Source organism: Pelomonas parva (genome assembly GCF_043555835.1).
GTDB classification, from domain to species: Bacteria; Pseudomonadota; Gammaproteobacteria; order Burkholderiales; family Burkholderiaceae_C; genus Pelomonas; species Pelomonas parva.
This window is the reverse complement of record NZ_JBIGHV010000001.1, coordinates 147,266-164,702: the sequence shown is the minus strand read 5'-3', so window position 1 is coordinate 164,702 and position 17,437 is coordinate 147,266. Positions and strand designations below refer to the sequence as shown.

General features: G+C 68.9%; 12 protein-coding genes. 9 read left to right on the top strand and 3 right to left on the bottom strand.

The window, feature by feature from the left end; all coding sequences use genetic code 11:
- The first annotated feature begins 19 nt into the window (after nt 1-19).
- From ACG00Y_RS00640 to ACG00Y_RS00615, 6 genes are all read left to right on the top strand, one after another.
- Nucleotides 20-613 (top strand): PEP-CTERM sorting domain-containing protein, encoded by a 594-nt coding sequence (locus tag ACG00Y_RS00640; RefSeq protein ID WP_394475327.1) that lies wholly within the window; start codon nt 20-22, stop codon nt 611-613.
- A gap of 133 nt (nt 614-746) precedes the next feature.
- The gene (locus ACG00Y_RS00635; protein WP_394475326.1) at nt 747-2,591 is read left to right on the top strand and encodes an efflux RND transporter periplasmic adaptor subunit; all 1,845 of its coding nucleotides are present in this window, start codon (nt 747-749) and stop codon (nt 2,589-2,591) included.
- Nucleotides 2,579-4,753, top strand: coding sequence for a PqqD family peptide modification chaperone (locus tag ACG00Y_RS00630; RefSeq protein ID WP_394475325.1), 2,175 nt, complete (start codon nt 2,579-2,581; stop codon nt 4,751-4,753). The genes ACG00Y_RS00635 and ACG00Y_RS00630 overlap by 13 nt, the downstream gene beginning before the upstream one ends.
- Before the next feature lie 124 nt (nt 4,754-4,877).
- Nucleotides 4,878-6,869 carry a preprotein translocase subunit SecA gene (locus ACG00Y_RS00625; RefSeq protein WP_394475324.1) on the top strand — a complete coding sequence of 664 codons (1,992 nt, stop codon included), beginning with the start codon at nt 4,878-4,880 and terminating at the stop codon, nt 6,867-6,869.
- Nucleotides 6,866-7,681, top strand: coding sequence for an efflux RND transporter periplasmic adaptor subunit (locus tag ACG00Y_RS00620; RefSeq protein WP_394475323.1), 816 nt, complete (start codon nt 6,866-6,868; stop codon nt 7,679-7,681). The genes ACG00Y_RS00625 and ACG00Y_RS00620 overlap by 4 nt, the downstream gene beginning before the upstream one ends.
- On the top strand, nt 7,660-8,850 hold the full coding sequence (locus ACG00Y_RS00615) for an MFS transporter (RefSeq protein WP_394475322.1): 1,191 nt from the start codon (nt 7,660-7,662) through the stop codon (nt 8,848-8,850). The genes ACG00Y_RS00620 and ACG00Y_RS00615 overlap by 22 nt, the downstream gene beginning before the upstream one ends.
- 7 nt (nt 8,851-8,857) lie before the next feature.
- Here the strand turns inward: ACG00Y_RS00615 and ACG00Y_RS00610 are convergent, their stop codons facing one another.
- Both ACG00Y_RS00610 and ACG00Y_RS00605 read right to left on the bottom strand, forming a co-directional pair.
- A complete protein-coding gene (locus tag ACG00Y_RS00610; RefSeq protein ID WP_394475321.1) occupies nt 8,858-10,675 on the bottom strand; it encodes an aminopeptidase P family protein in 1,818 nt (605 codons plus the stop codon).
- A gap of 151 nt (nt 10,676-10,826) precedes the next feature.
- Nucleotides 10,827-12,620, bottom strand: coding sequence for a glycoside hydrolase family 15 protein (locus ACG00Y_RS00605; protein WP_394476164.1), 1,794 nt, complete (start codon nt 12,618-12,620; stop codon nt 10,827-10,829).
- 125 nt (nt 12,621-12,745) lie between these two features.
- Here ACG00Y_RS00605 and ACG00Y_RS00600 point away from each other — a divergent pair, with 125 nt between their 5' ends.
- From ACG00Y_RS00600 to ACG00Y_RS00590, 3 genes are read left to right on the top strand one after another with little or no spacing between them, the layout of a single operon-like run.
- Nucleotides 12,746-14,983: an alpha,alpha-trehalose-phosphate synthase (UDP-forming) gene (locus ACG00Y_RS00600; RefSeq protein ID WP_394475320.1), complete on the top strand. Its 2,238-nt coding sequence runs from the start codon at nt 12,746-12,748 to the stop codon at nt 14,981-14,983.
- Nucleotides 14,984-15,006: 23 nt separating this feature from the next.
- Nucleotides 15,007-15,777 carry a trehalose-phosphatase gene (otsB, locus tag ACG00Y_RS00595; RefSeq protein WP_394475319.1) on the top strand — a complete coding sequence of 257 codons (771 nt, stop codon included), beginning with the start codon at nt 15,007-15,009 and terminating at the stop codon, nt 15,775-15,777.
- Nucleotides 15,778-15,784: 7 nt separating this feature from the next.
- Nucleotides 15,785-16,840: a mechanosensitive ion channel family protein gene (locus ACG00Y_RS00590; protein ID WP_394475318.1), complete on the top strand. Its 1,056-nt coding sequence runs from the start codon at nt 15,785-15,787 to the stop codon at nt 16,838-16,840.
- A 42-nt stretch (nt 16,841-16,882) separates the two neighbouring features.
- On the opposite strand, the gene ACG00Y_RS00585 is transcribed toward ACG00Y_RS00590, so the two are convergent.
- On the bottom strand, nt 16,883-17,404 hold the full coding sequence (locus ACG00Y_RS00585) for a MarR family winged helix-turn-helix transcriptional regulator (protein WP_394475317.1): 522 nt from the start codon (nt 17,402-17,404) through the stop codon (nt 16,883-16,885).
- Nucleotides 17,405-17,437 lie beyond the last annotated feature (33 nt).

Below are 17,437 nucleotides of genomic sequence, written 5' to 3'. Positions count from 1 at the left end.
CTGCTTTGAGGAGAAGCTCATGACCCCCCATCTGACCGCCCGCCTGGGTGCCATCAGCCTTGCACTCCTGATGGCCTCGGCGGCTGCCCGTGCCGACGAGCCCCTTGTGCTGACCGGCTCGGCCACGGGTGCCGTCGTCGGTAGCACCGAGGCGACCTTGACGCTGACCTTCGAGACCGCGAGCGCCTTGTCACTGATCGCCGTGAACTTTCAATTCAGCTGGGACGGCGCTGGCCTGATCTTCAATCGCAACGGCTCCACCTTTTTGGGGACGGCCTTGCCAGACCTGGTGGCAATGGGCGGCCTGGGCGAAGGCGAAACGGAGGAGGGCAACACCTTCGGTAGCTACGGCTTGTCCAGCTTCCTGAGCCTGCCCTTGAACCTGGCTGCTGGCACCCAAACCCTGACGCTCAAGTTTGATGGCCTGTCGGCCGGCAGTTTCCCGGTCAAGACCGATCTCATCCAGTTGATCGACGATCAAGGCATCGTCTTCACCAGCACCGAGCTCAGCACACCCATCACGGTCAGCGCCGTGCCCGAGCCCGAGCCGGCGCTGCTGCTGTTGGCCGGTCTGGCCTGCCTGGGCTGGCTCGGTCGTCGCCGCGCGGCTTGAGCCTGACTGAACCCCACACGCCGCCCAGTGGTGCCGCCTTCACGGGCTCGGATGGCGCGGTGCTGAGCCGGCCCGTCTGCTGCGGGACGCTCAGCCGGCTGCCCGCCCGGGCTGGCAAGATCGGGCCCCAGCCATGAACGCCCGCCACGATCTCCCGACCAGCCCCATGGACGCATCGCCTGCGGGTGATCAAGCCTGGGCTGCCTTGGCGGGCGCCGATTCGGCCGAGCAGCTTTGCCGGGCCTGGCTGGCGGTGCTGTGCCAGCTGGTGCCTGGTGCCCAGGTGGGCCTGCTGCTGCTGCAGGACGCCAGCGGCTCCTACGTGCCCGCCGCCGCCTGGCCCGAGGGTACCGAGCTGCAACGCCTGGCCGACATTGCCCGCGAATGCCTGGGCACGCGCCAGGGCGTGCGCCGCCAGCATGCCGGCCACCCGGTGCAACTGGCCTATCCGCTGGCCGCCGGCAACGCGTTGCACGGCGCCGTCGTGCTGGAACTGCTCGACCCCAGCCCCGAGGCCGCGCGTCTGGCCGCTCGCCTCACGCACTGGGGCGCCGGCTGGATGGCCGACCTGTTCGCGCAGCGCGAGCTGGGCCAGGCCCGCCAGCGCCTCGATGAATCCGCCTTCCTGTTCGAGGTCTCGCTCGCGGCCCTGGCCGAGCCCGACTTCCGCCAGGCCGGCCTGACCCTCGTCAACAAGCTGGCCGCGCGCTTCGGCTGCCACCAGGTGCAGCTGGCGCTGGCCGACGGCCCCAAGCTGAAGACGGCGGCCGTATCGCATTCGGCCTGGTTCGACGAACGCGCCAACCTGACGGCGCTGGCCCGCGCGGCCATGACCGAGGCCTTCGACCAGCGCGGCGCGGTCGTCTGGCCGGAGGACGACAGCACCGAGGGCCGCATGCCGCGCATGGCCCATGGCCGCTACGCGACGGACTCCGGAAGCCTGGCCCTCGTGTCCCAGCCGCTGGCCATTGGCGCCGCGCCGCCGTTCGCCGTGCTGCTGTTCGAGCGCAACACCGTCTTCCAGCCGGCCGAGCTCAAGGGCATGGCGCTGCTGGCCGGCGTGCTGGCGCCGGTGCTGGAGCACAAGCATGCGCGCGACGAGAGCCTGGCCCAACACGCCCGCCGCAGCCTGCGCCACACGGCGGCGCGGCTGACCGATGCGTCCCACCCCGGGCTCAAGCTCGGTGCCGGCGTGCTGGCCTTGCTGCTGCTGGTTGCGGCCATCGTGCCGGTGGATCACCGCGTGTCGTCGCCGGCCATCGTCGAAGGCGCCGTGCAGCGCTCGGCCGTCGTGCCCTTCGACGGCTTCCTGCGCGACGCCCCCGCCCGCGCCGGCGACACCGTCAAGGCCGGCCAGGTGCTGGCGCGCATGGACGACCGCGAGCTGCAGCTCGAAAAGGTGCGCTGGGAGACCGAGCTGGAGATGGCCCAGCGCAAGGAGCGCGAGGCCATGGCGCAGGCTGACCGCGTCAACCAGCGCCTGTCCGCCGCCCAGGCCAACCAGGCCCGCGCGCAGCTCGACCTGACGCTGTCCAAGCTTGCCCGCGTCGAGCTGGCCGCGCCGTTCGACGCCATCGTCGTCAAGGGCGACCTGTCGCAGCAGCTCGGTGCGCCGCTGGAGATGGGCAAGACGCTGTTCGAGCTGGCGCCGCTGGCGAGCTGGCGCGTCATGCTGAAGATCGACGAGCGCGACATCGCCCGCGTGCAGCCGGGGCAGGGCGGCGAGCTGGTGCTGACCGGCGCGCCGGGCGAGCGCTGGCACTTCAAGGTCAAGTCCGTCACGCCGGTGTCGGTGGTGGAGGAAGGCCGCAACTACTTCCGCGCCGAGGCGGAGCTGGTGGGCCAGGAGGGCGTCCAGCTCAAGCCCAACATGGAGGGCGTGGCCAAGGTCGTCGTCGGCGAGCGCAGCCTGCTGTGGGTGTGGACACATCGCTTCACCGACTGGGTCAAGCTGGCCCTGTGGCAATGGACGCCGTAGCACCTACTGAGCGGCCACTCGGCGACGCGCTTTTCTCCGCCAACTGGTACCGCGTCGCCACGCTGAAGCCGCGGCTGCGCGGCCATGTGCGCATCCACCGCCACGTCTACCGCGGCGAGATCTGGTACGTCGTCGAGGACCGCGTCTCCGGCAAATACCACCGCTTCAACCCCAGCAGCTACCGCGTCATCGGCCTGCTGGACGGCGAGCGTTCCCTGCAGCAGGTGTGGGAGCGGCTGTCGGCTGCGATGGACGAGCACACGCCCAGCCAGGACGAACTGGTGCAGCTGTTCGGCCAGCTCTACGCGGCCGACCTGATCCAGTGCGACGTGACGCCCGACGTGGCAGAGCTGTTCGAGCGCGGCGGCAAGCAGCGCAAGGCCAAGCTGCTGCAGCGCTTCGCCAACCCGGTGTCGCTGCGCTTCCCGCTGGTGGACCCGGACGCCTGGCTGGGCCGGGTCATCGCCAAGGCAGGGCCACTCAAGGGCTGGGTGGGGGTGGCGCTGTGGTTGGCCGTCGTGCTGCCGGCGCTGCTGCTGGCGCCCAGCCACTGGCGCGAGCTGACCGGCAACATCAACGAGCGCCTGCTCGCGGTGGACAACCTCATCCTGCTGGCCATCCTCTTCCCGCTGCTGAAGGCCGCGCACGAGATCGGCCACGGACTGGCCGCCAAGCGCTTTGGCGGCGAGGTGCACGAGATGGGCGTCATGCTGCTCGTGTTCTTCCCCGTGCCCTATGTCGACGCCAGCAGTTCCTCAGCCTTCGAGAGCCGCTGGCCGCGCATGCTGGTGGGTGCAGCGGGCATGCTCACCGAGCTGTTCATCGCGGCCGTCGCCTTCTTCTTGTGGCTGGCGCTGGAGCCGGGCTTTGCCCGCTCGCTGGCCTTCAACGTCATCGTGCTGGCCAGCGTGACGACGCTGCTGTTCAACGCCAACCCGCTGCTGCGCTACGACGGCTACTACATCTTTGCGGACGCCATCGAGAGCCCCAACCTTGGCCAACGCTCCACGGCCTACTGGGGCTGGCTGATGCGCTATCACCTGTTCGGCCAGCACCAGGCCGAGCCGCCGCCCAGCACGCCGGGCGAGCGCCGCTGGTTCCTGGTCTACGCGCCGCTGGCGCTGGCCTACCGGCTGTTCGTCATGTTCAGCATCGCGATCTTCATCGCCAGCCGCTACTTCTTCATCGGCGTGCTGATTGCGGCCTGGGGCTTGTTCGCCAGCGTCATCCTGCCCTGGGCGCGCGGGTTGAAGAAGCTGGCCGGCGACCCGGCGCTGGAGCCGCAGGCGGGCCGTGTGCGGCGGGTGCTGTGGGCATCGGGCGCGGCGCTGGCGTTGCTGCTCTTCGTCATCCCGATGCCGCATCACACGGTGGCGACCGGCGTCGTCTGGCCCAGCGACAACGCGGTGCTGCGCGCGCAGGGCGGCGGATTCCTCTCCAAGCTGCTGGTGCGGCCCGGCACGGTGGTGCTGGAGGGCCAGCCCGTCGCCGAACTGGTCGACCCCATGCTGGACGCTCGTGTCGGCGAGCAGCGCGGCCGGCTGGAGTTGGCGCAGGCCCGGCACGACGCGGCGTTCGGCGTCATCGGCATGGCGCCTGCGCGGGCGGCGCTGCTGGCCGAGGAGGTGCGGCGCGAGCAGGCTGCGCTGGCGGCGCTGGAAGACGAGGCCGCGCGGTTGGTGGTGCGCTCGGAGGTGGCGGGCATCCTGTTGCTGACGCGGCCGGATGATCTGGCCGGCCGCTTCTTCAAGCGCGGCGAGGTGCTGGGCCACGTCGACACGGCCGGCCCGGCGCGCGTGCGGCTGGTGCTGCCGCAGTGGCAGAGCGCGGCGGTGCGGGGCTTCGAGGTGCGGCTGCCGCAGCAGCCGGGGCAGAGCTTTGAGGCGGTGTTGAAACGCAGCGTGCCCGCGGCGGCGCGTGAGTTACCGAGTCCGGCGTTGGGGACGGCAGCCGGTGGGGACATTGCGTTGGACCCGCATGATCCGAAGGGACTGCAGGCGCTGCAGACCTTGTTCGAGCATGAGCTGCAGCTGGGCATCGACATGCCATACCGGCAGATCGGGGCGAGGGTGCTGGTGCGGCTGGAGCATGAGTCGGAGCCGGTGGCGGTGAGGGTTTGGGAAGGGCTGCGGCGGTTGTTCTTGTCGCACTTTCAGTTATGACGGTGGATGAGGGACGCGTGAGACACGCCTCGGTACTCCTGCGTTTTGCAGAGTGCGGTGCCGGGATGCGCAGGATTACCGAGGCGCGAGGCACTCGTCGCGGCGACCTCTCAGGGTGCATGCCATGAGCGCAACCGCCACGCTCCCCCTCGACATCGGCGAATCCCTTGCCCACGGCATCTTCCCCGAGCGCCGTGACGTGGACGAGCCCATCCACGACCGCTTCGCGCGCGGCGTGCTGTGGCGCCTGAAGCGCCGCCTCATCCCCGCCGTTCCGACACTCCGCAAGATGGCGCAACAGGCCGGCGAACTCGAAGCCGAACTCCAGCAGCAGCCCGACCAGGAACTGCGCAAACGCCTCTTCCAGAAAGCCCCCGCCGCCGTCCAGGCCGGCAAGGCACAAGGCCTTGCCGAAGTGATGGCCCTCGTCCGTGAAGGCGCCCGCCGAGCGCTGAACAAACGCCCCTTCGACACCCAGCTCATGGGCGCCGCCGTCCTCCTCGAAGGCCGCCTCGCCGAGATGCAAACGGGCGAAGGAAAAACGCTAACGGCAGGACTGGCCGCAGCCATCGCCGGCGCCGCCGGCCTGCCCACCCATGTCGTCACCGTCAACGACTACCTCGCCCGCCGCGACTGCGAGCTGATGCAGCCGCTGTTCAACTTCTTCGGCATGACGGCCGGGGTCGTCTGGGCCACGCTGGAACACGAGGCCAAGCGCGTCGCCTACCAGCGGCCCATCACTTACTGCACCAACCAGAGCCTGGTGTTCGACTACTTGCGCGACCGCGTGTCGGCCGGTGGCCGGGTCAGCCCGGCGCAGATGCAGGCCCGGCTGCTTCACGGCCAGCTGCCGCAGCCGCTGCTGCTGCGTGGCCTGCACTTCGCCATCGTCGACGAAGCCGACTCCATCCTCATCGACGAGGCGCGCACGCCGCTGATCCTGTCCGAAAAGCAGGGCAAGCCGCCCGACGCGACCGACTACCAGCAGGCGCTGAAGATCGCCGCGACGCTGAAACTCGGCGAGCACTTCGGCATCGATGCCGCCCGCCACAGCCTGCACTTCGAGGCCGCCGGCCTGCCCGCCGTGCGCGAGGCGGCCGAAGGTCTAGGTGGCATCTGGGGCGTCGCACGCGGCCGCGAGCACCTCGTCGGCCAGGCGCTGCGGGCGCTGCACCTCTTCCGCCGCGACCAGCACTACGTCGTCATCGACGGCACCGTGCAGATCGTCGACGAATACACCGGCCGCGTGCTCGAAGGTCGCAGCTGGGAGGGCGGTCTGCACCAGATGATGGAGGCCAAGGAAGGGCTGGCGCTGACCGAGCCGGCGCGCACGCTGGCCCGCATCACCTTTCAGCGCTTCTTCTGCCGCTACCTGCGTCTGGCCGGCATGACCGGCACGGCCGCCGAGGTCGCGCCCGAGCTGAACCAGGTCTACCGACTGGACGTCGTGCGCCTGCCCACGCACAGGCCCGACCAGCGCGTCACGCTGCCGCCGCGCCTGCTGCGCACGCAGGCGGCGAAGTGGAAGACCGTGCACGAGGCGGTCGCCAATGAACTCGCCGCCGGCCGTCCCGTCCTCGTCGGCACCCGCTCCGTCCGTGCCTCCGTCGCGCTGTCCGAAGAACTCGGCCCACGCCAGGTCCATCGCGTGCTGAATGCGCGGCAGGACAAGGAGGAAGCCGACATCGTCTCAGCCGCCGGTGAGCCCGGTGCCGTGACGGTGGCCACCAACATGGCCGGGCGCGGCACCGACATCCACCTCGACGACCGCGTCAAGGACAAGGGCGGCCTTGCCGTGCTGCTGACCGAGTTCCACGACTCCGCCCGCATCGACCGCCAGCTCGTCGGCCGCGGCGCGCGCCAGGGCGATCCCGGCGTGGCGCTGGCCATCGTCGCGTTGGACGACGAGATCTTCACCGCCCATGCCGCGACACTGCAGGCCTTGCTGGGCCGTGTGTTTGCGGGCCGCGACGAGCTGCCGAGATGGGCGCTGGAACTGCTGCGCCGCGCTGCCCAAGGCCACGCCGGCCGCCTGCACGCGGCCATGCGCCGCCGCACGCTCAAGGCCGACCGCCAGCTCGACAACCTGCTTGGATTCGCTGGAAACCAGATATGAAAGCCCTCTCGCTCGTCCTGCTCTCCTCGGCGGCCCTCGCGCAAGCGCCCAAGCCGGCTGCTGCACCCACCGGCTACGACTGCCTCATCGAGCCCAACCAGCGCATCGAGATCCGCAGCCCCACCAATGCCCTCATCGACAAGATCCTGGTCGAGCGCGGCAGCTCCGTGCGCGCCGGCGACACGCTGGTGCTGCTGGACGGCAGCGTCGAGCGCGAGGCGCTGGCCGGTGCCCAGCAGCGTGCCGACTCCGAGGCCGAGCTGCGCGTGGCCCGCGCCCGCGCCGACTACGCCCGCGAGAAGTTCCGCCGCCGCGAGGACTTGCGCGAGCAGAACTACATCACCGCCCAGGACCGTGACGAGGCCCAGGCCGAGCTGCGCGTTGCCGAGGCCGAACTGGCGCTGGCCGTGGACAACCGCCGCCTGGCCGGCATCGAGGCGCAGCGGCTGAGTGCGGTCGTCAAGCAACGCTCGCTGCGCGCGCCCTTCAGCGGCATCGTCACCGAGCGGCTGCAAAACCCCGGTGAACTGGCCTTCACCGGCGAGGGCTCGCGGCCCATCCTGAAGATGGCGCAGACGAACCCGCTGCGCGTAGAGGTCGTGCTGCCGGTGTCGGTGCTGGGCCAGGTCAAGGCCGGCCGCACGGCCGAGATCATGCCCGAGGCGCCGCTCAAGGGCACGTGGCAGGCCAGCATCAAGGTCGTCGACCGCGTGATGGACTCGGCCAGCGGTTCGTTCGGCGTGCGGCTGGAATTGCCCAACCCGAATGGCGACATCCCGGCCGGCGTGCGTTGCAAGGTGCGCTTTCTCTGAGCGCCGCATCGATCCGCACCATCCTGCCGCTGGCCTTCGTCACCGGCGTCAGCATGGCGGCGATGGACGTCTACCTGCCCGCCGTGCCGGCCCTGCAGACCGGCATGGGCATCAGCATCACGCTGGCCCAGGCGACGGTGGCCGTCTACCTCGCCGGCCTGGCCGGCGCGCAGCTGCTGTGGGGCGAGCTGCTGAACCGCCTGGGCCCGCGCCGCTGCATGGAGTGGGGCCTAGGGCTGCTGGCGCTCGCCAGCCTAGGCTGCGCGCTGGCGCCCAACATCGAGGTGCTGCTGGTGATGCGCCTGCTGCAAGGCGTGGCGGCGGCAGCGGCGACAGTTGTGGCACCCACCGTCGCGCGCGCCACGCTGGGCGAGGCCGATGTGGTGCGCGGCATTGCGGCCATCTCCATGGTCGAGGCCATCGTGCCGGCGGCCGGGCCCGTCATCGGCGCGCTGCTGCTGACCTTCACGGACTGGCGCGGCACCTTCTGGCTGCTGGCGGCGCTGTCGCTGCTGGTGCTGCCCTGGGTCGTCAAGATCGCGCCTCGCCAGCTGCCCGGGCTCAACCTCGCGCACGACGCGAGCTATGCCGCCATCCTGCGCAACCGCAGCTATCTGCGCCTGGCCTTGTCACACGCGCTGTGCATGGGCGCCTTGCTGACCTTCTTGTCCAGCGCGCCGCAGCTGCTACAGCACACGCTGGGCCTGGGCACGTCGGCGTTCGCGCTGCTGCAGGTGCTGGGCGTGGGCAGCTTCATGCTGGGCGCGTCGCAGTCGGGCCGGCTGGCCAAGCGGCTGGGGCATGCGCGCGTTGTGCGCCTGGGCAACGCGGTGCAGGCGTTGGCCTGCGCGCTGGCGCTTGCGGGCGCGGCGCTGGGCCAGCTGTCGTATGCGGCGATGGCGGCCTACTGGATGTGCTTCTGCGGCGCTCTGGCCCTCCGCGGGCCGGCCACCTTCGTCGACGCGCTGGCCGTGCCGCCCGCCCAGATGGGCCGCGCCACGGCGCTGCTGGTGCTGGCGCTGCTGGCGTTCGGCGCCTTGGGCACGCAACTGGTGGCGCCGTTCCTGGGTGGCGAGGACAGCGCCGTGCCGCTGTTCTGCGGCGTGCTGCTGCAGTTGCTGGTCAGCGCGGCGCTGGTGTGGCGCTATCCGGTGCCGCGGACGGCCTGAGTACAGATCAGGCCGTCAACGGCTCTGTGCGCTCCAGCAGCCAGGCTAGCGCCGGCCCGCTCACCAGCGGCTGCAGGCGCTCGCGCACGGTGGCGTGGTAATCGTTCAGCCAGGCAATCTCGTCGGCACGCAGCAACGACTTGTCGATGCAGCTGGTGGCGATAGGGCACAGCGTCAGCGTCTCGAACGCCAGCATCTCGCCGAAGGCGTTCTTCTCGGGCGTTTCCACGGCCACGTTCATGACCAGGTTCTCGATGCGCACGCCCCACAGCCCTGGCCGGTACAGGCCCGGCTCGATGGACGTGATCATGCCGGGCTCCATCGCCATGGCTGGCTCGGGGATGGCCTTGCTGATGCTCTGCGGGCCTTCGTGCACGTTCATAAAGTAGCCCACGCCATGGCCGGTGCCATGGCCGTAGTCCAGGCCGTGCTCCCACAGCGGCGCGCGGGCGATGGCGTCGAGCATGGGGCTCAGCGTGCCGCGCGGGAAGCGGGTGCGCGACAAGGCCATCGTGCCCTTGAGCACCAGCGTGTAGTCGCGCTTCTGCTGGGCACTGACGGTGCCGATGGGCCAGACGCGCGTGATGTCCGTCGTGCCGCCGAGGTACTGCCCGCCGGAGTCGATCAGCAGCAAGCCATCGCCTTCGATCTGTGCGAACGACTCGGCCGTGGCGCGGTAGTGGGGCAGGGCGCCATTGGCCATCCAGCCGGCGATGGTTGAAAAGCTCAGCCCCACGAAACCCTTGCGCTTGCTGCGCTGAGCGGACAGCCGCGTATCCACATCCAGCTCGCTCCAGCGCTCGCCGCGCGCGAGGGCTGCCTCGAACTCGGCGTAGAACTCGCACATCGCCGCGCCGTCCTCGGCCATGGCCTCGCGGATGAAGTGGGCTTCGTTCGGCGTCTTGCGGCTCTTCAGCAGCGTGCTGGGGTTGATCTGCTCGACGACCTTGACGCCAGCCGGCACGGCCTCGCGCAGGCCCAGCGTGACGCGACGCGGGTCGATCAACAGCGTGGCGTCGGCTGGCAGCGTGGCCAGCGCGGCAGCGGCCTGGTCATAGGCAGCGAGCTCGATGCCGTCGGCGCTCAGGCGTGCGGCCACATCGGCCGGCACTTTGCCGCTGCCAATGAAGAGCCGGCCGCCCTGCGTGTCGAGCAGCAAGTGGGCGATGAACACCGGGTTGCACTCCACGTCGCTGCCTCGCAGGTTCAGGAGCCAGGCCACGTCGTCGACGGTGGAGACGAGGTGGTGGGTCGCGGCGGCCGTTGCCATCGCCACGCGCACGCGGGCCAGCTTGTCGGCGCGGGCCACGGTGGCCTGGGGCGGCAGGTGTTCGTAGACGGGCTGAAGCGGCAGGCCGGGGCGGTCGTCCCAGGCGGGCTGCAGCAGGTCCACGTCGGTGTTCAGCTTGATGCCCTTGCGGCCCAGCGCCCCGCGCAGCTGCTGGGCCAGCGACAGGCCCAGCACCTGGCCGTCCACGCCCAGCACCTCACCGGGCTGCAGCTGCCGCGCGATCCAGTCGATGAACTGCGTCGACGCGCCGGAAGTCGTCTTTTCCAGGTCGATGCCGCTGCCGGCCAGCTGTGCCTCGGCCTGGGCCCAGTAGCGGCTGTCGGCGAACAGCGCGGCGCGGTCGCGCGTGACGACCAGACTGCCCGCCGAGCCGTCGAAGCCCGACAGCCACTGCCGGCCCTGCCAGCGCTCGGGCAGGTACTCGGAGAGGTGGGGGTCGCTTGACGGCACGAGCACGGCGTGCACGTTGCTGGCGATCAGCGCGTCACGCAGGCGCTCAATGCGCAGGCGGGTTTCGGAGGTGCGGGTGTCCATGGTGTTGGAGCCTTGGCTGACGGTCTCTGCCGGGTCGGCAGCGGCCTGGGGAGGGATCGCCAGATTCTCGCAAAAGACAGCGGCGGCCTGGCCGGTCCCCGTGGGCCGCCCGGCGCCACGCGTTGGTCCGCAGCCCTCTAGTGGACGCCTGTCAGACGACGTCGTCCCAAGGCTTCGACAGCCGCATGGCCCCGTTGATGATGCCGACCATCGAGTACGTCTGCGGGAAGTTGCCCCACAGCTCGCCGGTGGTCGGCGACAGGTCCTCGGACAGCAGGCCGACATGGTTGCGCCGCGCCAACAGCGTCTCGAAGATGTCGCGCGCCTCCTCGATGCGCCCGATGCGCGCCAGCGCGTCTATGCGCCAGAACGAGCAGACGTTGAACGCCGTTTCGGGTTTGCCAAAGTCGTCGGGGGCCTCGTAGCGGCGCATGAACGGTCCGTCGCACAGGCTTTGTTCCATGGCTTGCAAGGTGCCGACGAAGCGCGGGTCGCGCGGGTTGATGAAGCCCACCTCGCACATCAGCAGCACGCTGGCATCGAGATCCTGGCCGCCGAAGCTCTCCGCAAACGCACCGCGACGCTCGTTCCAGGAAAGCAGCAGGATCTTCTCGCGAATGGTCTCCGCCCGTTCCTGCCAGAAGGCCGCGCGGTCCGCCAGGCCGAGCGCGCGGGCGATCTTGCTCAGCCGGTCGCACGCGGCCCAGCACATCAGGGAGGACGACGTGTGGATGCGGGCCCGCGTGCGCAGCTCCCACATGCCGGCGTCGGGGCGGTCGTGCAGCAGCCATGCCTGTTCGCCGAAGCGCTCCAGGTGGTGGAAGTCCTGCACGTCCGCACGGCGCATCAGTCGATGGTCGTGAAAGGCCTGTGCGGCGCCGAGCACGATGTTGCCGTACACGTCGTGCTGGAAGTGCTCGTAGGCCTGGTTGCCCACCCGTACCGGCCCCATGCCCCGGTAGCCTGCGGGTCCTTCGATGAGGCGCTCCGTCAGCGTGGCCTCCAGGCCGATGCCGTACAGCGGCTGCACGTGACCCGAGGTGCCGCGCACGACATCCTGCAGCCAGCGCAGGTAGTCCTCCATGGTGCCCACTTCCGACAGGCTGTTGAGTGCACGCACGACGAAGAAGGCATCGCGCAGCCAGCAGTAGCGGTAGTCCCAGTTGCGCTGGGTGTGGGGAGCCTCGGGAATGCTGGTGGTGACCGCCGCCATGATGGCCCCGGTCTCCTCGAACTGGCAGAGCTTGAGCGTGATGGCTGCGCGGATGACGGCGTCCTGCCATTCCAGCGGCAGGTGCAGGCGCGAGGTCCAGTGGCGCCAGTACGAAATCGTCTCCTCCTCGAATTCCCGCGCCGTGTCCTCGATACCGCCGTGCAGCGATTCATCCGGGCCAAGCAGCAGGCTCATCGGCTCACGCAGCAGGAACCAGGTCTCGTCGACGAGGTAGGTCAGCGGCACGTTCGTGTTCAAGCGCAGGGTCCAGCCCGCCGTGACGAAACGAAGGTGGTTGCTGCCCCGGGTCAGCGCCGGCACGCTCTCCCCCCAGTCGGCGCGCGGCCGAACGATGACGCGTACCCTGGGCGTTCCTGACAAGGGGCGCACCCGCCTGATCAGCTGAGCCGGCCGGAACATGCGGTCGCGGCTGCGGTAGCGCGGGGCGAAGTCCGTCACCTCGATGCCCGCGCCGTCCGCGTCGAACATGCGTGTGCGCACCACGGCTGTACCTGGCACATAGCTTTGCGTGCACTGAACCATGCCCTCCAGCTCGATCGCCATCGTGCCGTCACGCCCGATGCCCTCTGCCGAATCGAGCAGCGCGTGGAAGACCGGATCGGCGTCCGGCCGCGGCATGCAGGCCCAGACGATGCGCGCTTGTGCGTCGACCAACGCGTTCACGGCGCAGTTGCCGATCAAGGCGAGCGACAGGTTGGCTTCGCGATTCATTGGCGTCATGACGGGCCCTTCGTTGCCGTTGCGGAGAGTTGGGAATTTCAATGCATTACATTTGTGCCAATGTATTTTGACATCCATCGCCGCCATCGGCTCGCCGAACGGACGTTCTCGACGCCATGCTGAGCACACTACGTTTGCAGTTCAGGTTCCTGGCGCCGCTGCTTCTGACGCTGGCTGCTGCGGCCTTCCTCGCCTTGCCGCTGCTCGACAACCTGACCTTGCGCTGGTTCTCGCGGGACCTCAGCCTGCGTGGCACCTTGGTCACCAACACGCTGTCCGACTCCCTGGTGGGCGCGCTCCAGGAGGGCAACGACGCCCGTGTGCAGGCCTTGTTCACGCGGACCGTGCAGGACGAGCGGCTGGTTGCGCTGGCAGCCTGTGCGCCAGGTGGCGAACTTCTCCAGCGCAGCGCGGCCTACCCTGGCGACCTGACTTGTGCGGGAGCAGCCGAACTCGCGAATCTGCCGTTGCCCAAGCTGCAGCTGGCCGGAGGCACGGTGCATGTCGGCATGCATGCCCTGGAGCTGGGGGGCGCTCACGTGGCCGACCTCGTGCTGCTGCACGACCTGAGCTTTGTCGAGCGGCGCAGCGAAGACACACAGAAGTACCTGATTGCCTTCATGGTCGCCCTGGGCGCCGTGATTGCCGTCATCACGGTGGTCGTCGCCCAGTTGAGCTGGCGGGGATGGGTCAAGGGTGCGCGCGCGCTGCTGCGCGGCGAGGGGCTGCTGACGCCTCTGATGCAGAACAACCATGACCTGGGGCCGCTGGCAGACGACTTCCGCGACCGGCTGCGTGACCTGGAGGATGCCTACCGCCGCTCGCTCGACCGGGATGACCAGTGGGACCCTGAGCGCCTGCGTGCACTGCTGCACGCGCAACTGCGCGGAGACGAGCTCATCGTGGTGTCCAACCGCGAGCCCTACATCCACGAGACGGGTCCCGACGGCGTGCATTTCAAGCGTCCGGCCAGCGGGCTTGTCACGGCGGTCGAGCCGGTCATGCGGGCCTGCTCGGGCACCTGGATCGCCCACGGTAGTGGCAGCGCTGACCGAAGCGTGGTCGACAAGCATGACCGCGTGATGGTGCCGCCCGGCAGCGAGGAGTACACGCTGCGGCGCATCTGGCTCACGCCCGAAGAGGAGCAGGGCTACTACTACGGGTTTGCCAACGAGGGCCTCTGGCCGCTGTGCCATGTGGCCCATGTGCGACCCGTGTTCCGTGAATCGGACTGGGAGGCCTACCGGCGCGTCAACGAGCGATTTGCGGACGCCGTGGTCGCCGAGGCGCGCAGCGCCGACCCGGTGGTGCTGGTCCAGGACTACCACTTTGCGCTGCTGCCCGCGCTGATCCGCCAGCGATTGCCTCGCGCCACCATCCTGACCTTCTGGCACATCCCCTGGCCGAACCCCGAGTCCTTCAGCATCTGCCCCTGGCGCACCGAGCTGCTGGAGGGGCTGCTGGGCAGCACGATCCTGGGGTTCCACACGCGCTTCCACTGCAAGAACTTCATCGAGACGGTTGATCGCAACCTGGAGGCCCGTACCGAGCATGAGCACTCGACGGTCACGATCAACAAGCAGACGACCCTGGTCGAGAGCTACCCCATTTCGATTGCCTGGCCATCGGACACGCAACGCGCCGCCTGGCCCTCGGTGGCGGACTGTCGCAGTGCCGTCCGGCATCGGCTTGGCCTTGGCCCCGCGCACAAGCTCGCCGTGGGCGTGGACCGCTTCGACTACACCAAGGGCATCCTGGAGCGCATCCATGCGGTGGAGCGCATGCTGGAGAAACACCCGAGCTGGGTCGGCGAGTTCAGCCTGGTGCAGGTGGCGGCGCCATCACGAAGCGACCTGGATGAGTACAAGGCGTTCCAGCAGCGCATCCATCAGGTGGTGGGGCGCGTGAATGCACGCTTCGGATCTCCGGGCTACCAGGCGATCTACCTGCTGGCCGAGCACCACGAGCACGATGCGGTCACCGAGCTGTATCGCGCCGCCGAGGTCTGCATGGTGACCAGCCTCCACGACGGCATGAACCTGGTTTGCAAGGAGTTCGTCGCGGCCCGCGATGACGAGCAAGGCGTCATGATCCTGAGCCGGTTCGCCGGTGCGGCGGCCGAGCTTAACGAAGCGCTGATCGTGAACCCCTATCACGTCGAGGAAAGTGCCGATGCGCTGTACCGCGCGATCACGATGCCGGCCGCCGAACAACGCGAGCGCATGGCCAACCTGCGCATGACGGTGCGGGACTTCAACGTCTACCGCTGGGCAGGCCGCATGCTGGCCGACGCGGCGCGCTGGCGCCTGCGGGAACGCATCGAGGCCCGCATGCTGCGGCACAACGGCGATTGATCGAGAAAGTGAGCCAAGGAGCCATGCGGCATCTTTTCAGTCCCGCCGGTGAAGCCGCCGTTGCCCAGTTGATGCGTCGTCAGGACGTCCTGCTGGCCTTCGACTTCGACGGCACGCTCGCCCCCATCGTCGCCCGGCCCGACGACGCACGGGTGTCGGTGGCCATCGCGCGGCGACTGTCGCTGCTGGCAGCGCAGCGTCCCGTCGCGGTGATCACCGGCCGCAGCGTTGCGGATGTGCGGCCGCGGCTTGGGTTCGAACCCAGCTTCGTCGTCGGCAACCATGGCGCCGAGGGCATGGGCTGGTCACCCTCGGGCGAAGGCATGGATCAGTTCCGTGCCCGGTTGCGTGCGCATGCCGATGATCTGCGGGCGGCGGGCGTGCAGGTTGAAGACAAGGTGTTCTCGTTGGCGCTGCACTACCGGCTGGCCCGCGACCGCGGGGTGGCGATGCAGGCGATTGAAAGGCTGTTGGCGGCGCCGGCGGCCGGTGTGCAGATGTTCGGTGGCAAATGCGTCGTCAACGTCGTGAGTCAGGACGCGCCCGACAAGGGTGATGCCGCCAAGGCACTGCTGCGCGCCAGCGGCTGTGAGGCGTTGCTGTTCGTGGGGGACGACGTGAACGACGAGGCGGTGTTCGAGTGCGCCCAGGACGGCTGGTTGACGGTGCGCATCGGCCGCTCGCACGGCGCCAGCCTGGCGATGTTTTTTCTCGATACCCATTCGGAAATGAGCGCGTTGCTGGAGCGGCTACAGCAAGCCATGGTGAGAGAGGCCCCCAGCCCCGATGACTGAGTTGGCAATGACATTCTTGGCGACCCCATGGTTCGGCGTTCCTGTGGCGGAAATCGGCATTGCATCGGGGGTTGCGCTGGCGGCCTACCTGGGCATGTCGTTGGTGCTGCGATTCGCTCATCGGCGGCTTCGGCAGCTGGCACAGCACACGACCAACCGCGCGGATGACATGCTGGTGGAAGTGCTGGAGAGCACGCGGCCCTGGCTGATCGCACTCGCGGCGCTGCTCATCGGCGTGGGCACGCTCAGCCTCTCAGATCGCTGGGACCTGCGCGTCGGTCAGCTCTGGTTTGCGGTGCTGGCTCTGCAGCTGGGTCTGTGGAGCAATACGGCCGTCACCGTGGGGCGCCGCAGTCATGTCGCCGTGCAGGAGCCCGGCGTCGCGTCCCCGGCAGGCGCGGCGGCAACGCTGCTGTCTTGGGCCTTGCGGGTGCTGATCTGGACGGTCGTGCTGCTCGCCGTGCTGTCCAACGTCGGCGTGAACATCACGGCCTTTGTCGCCAGCCTCGGGGTGGGCGGCATCGCCGTCGCGCTGGCGGCGCAGAACATCCTCGGCGACCTCTTTGCTTCCGTCGCCATCGCGCTGGACAAGCCATTTGAAGTGGGTGACTTCATCGTGCTGGGCTCGGTGTCGGGCACGGTGGAGCGGGTGGGAGTCAAGACGACCCGCATTCGCAGCCTAGGCGGAGAGCAGGTCGTCATGTCCAACACCGAACTGTTGAAGCAAACCGTCAGCAACTACAAACGCCTGAGAGAGCGGCGGATCGTGTTTGGCTTCGGCGTCACCTATGGCACTACGCCTGCGCAGGCCGAGGCCATCCCTGGCGCCGTCCGACGGGTGGTGGAGGCCAGCGAGCGGCTGCGGTTCGACCGCGCGCACTTCAAGGCATTCGGCGAAAGCTCGCTGGACTACGAGGTCGTCTACCACGTCCTCAATGCCGACTACGGGACCTACATGGACGAGCAACAGCGCGTCAACCTTGCGCTGATGCGTGAGCTGAGCGAGCTGGGTGTGGACTTCGCCTTTCCCACGCGCACGGTGGTCATGGCGGCCAGCACCTGAGCATGGCGGCGCGGCGGCCGCAGACGCTGAAGCAGCCCCGGCTCACTCGCCGAGCGGTATCTGCGCCCCCCGCTCATCCGCGCCCAAGACAACGATCAGTTGGGCGAGGTCGGTATCCAGCCGCTGCAATGTTGGCGGGTCCAGGTTGGCCAATGCTTGCGGAAGCACACCCGAGAACGGACCCGGTACGCGCTTGAGCACTTTCCTGCCGGCCGGCAGCAGGTGCAGCTGCACGGTGCGCTTGTCCGGCCCATCCTTGGCGGCAACGATCAGCTCGCGCTCGATCAATGCCTTGACCAGATTGCTCGCGGTGGACTGGTGAATGTGCATGGCCCGTGCCAGTGCGCTGACGCCCAGGCCTTCAGATGTGGAGATGATGCTCAGTGCCCAGGCCTGGGCGCCGCTGATGCCAGCCTTCCTTTCGACCTTCTGAAAGTGGGTCTTGACCGAGTTGAAGATCAGGCGGAAGTGGCTCAGCACCTGGGCCGTCGGATCGTCGAGGGCGACGCCCTCGGTGCTGGGGCTGGTCGGCGCAGCGACCTTGTTTTTCTTGATTTCGGCCATGGGCAAATGATAGGGCGGCGGCTGGTTCGAGGC

Excerpts from the sequence above, each read along its gene's own strand:
- ACG00Y_RS00640 (WP_394475327.1), top strand. The coding sequence starts at position 20 with ATGACCCCCCATCTGACCGCCCGCCTGGGTGCCATCAGCCTTGCACTC.
- ACG00Y_RS00635 (WP_394475326.1), top strand. The coding sequence starts at position 747 with ATGAACGCCCGCCACGATCTCCCGACCAGCCCCATGGACGCATCGCCT.
- ACG00Y_RS00630 (WP_394475325.1), top strand. The coding sequence starts at position 2,579 with ATGGACGCCGTAGCACCTACTGAGCGGCCACTCGGCGACGCGCTTTTC.
- ACG00Y_RS00625 (WP_394475324.1), top strand. The coding sequence starts at position 4,878 with ATGAGCGCAACCGCCACGCTCCCCCTCGACATCGGCGAATCCCTTGCC.
- ACG00Y_RS00620 (WP_394475323.1), top strand. The coding sequence starts at position 6,866 with ATGAAAGCCCTCTCGCTCGTCCTGCTCTCCTCGGCGGCCCTCGCGCAA.
- ACG00Y_RS00610 (WP_394475321.1), bottom strand. The coding sequence starts at position 10,675 with ATGGACACCCGCACCTCCGAAACCCGCCTGCGCATTGAGCGCCTGCGT.
- ACG00Y_RS00605 (WP_394476164.1), bottom strand. The coding sequence starts at position 12,620 with ATGAATCGCGAAGCCAACCTGTCGCTCGCCTTGATCGGCAACTGCGCC.
- ACG00Y_RS00600 (WP_394475320.1), top strand. The coding sequence starts at position 12,746 with ATGCTGAGCACACTACGTTTGCAGTTCAGGTTCCTGGCGCCGCTGCTT.
- otsB (WP_394475319.1), top strand. The coding sequence starts at position 15,007 with ATGCGGCATCTTTTCAGTCCCGCCGGTGAAGCCGCCGTTGCCCAGTTG.
- ACG00Y_RS00590 (WP_394475318.1), top strand. The coding sequence starts at position 15,785 with ATGACATTCTTGGCGACCCCATGGTTCGGCGTTCCTGTGGCGGAAATC.
- ACG00Y_RS00585 (WP_394475317.1), bottom strand. The coding sequence starts at position 17,404 with ATGGCCGAAATCAAGAAAAACAAGGTCGCTGCGCCGACCAGCCCCAGC.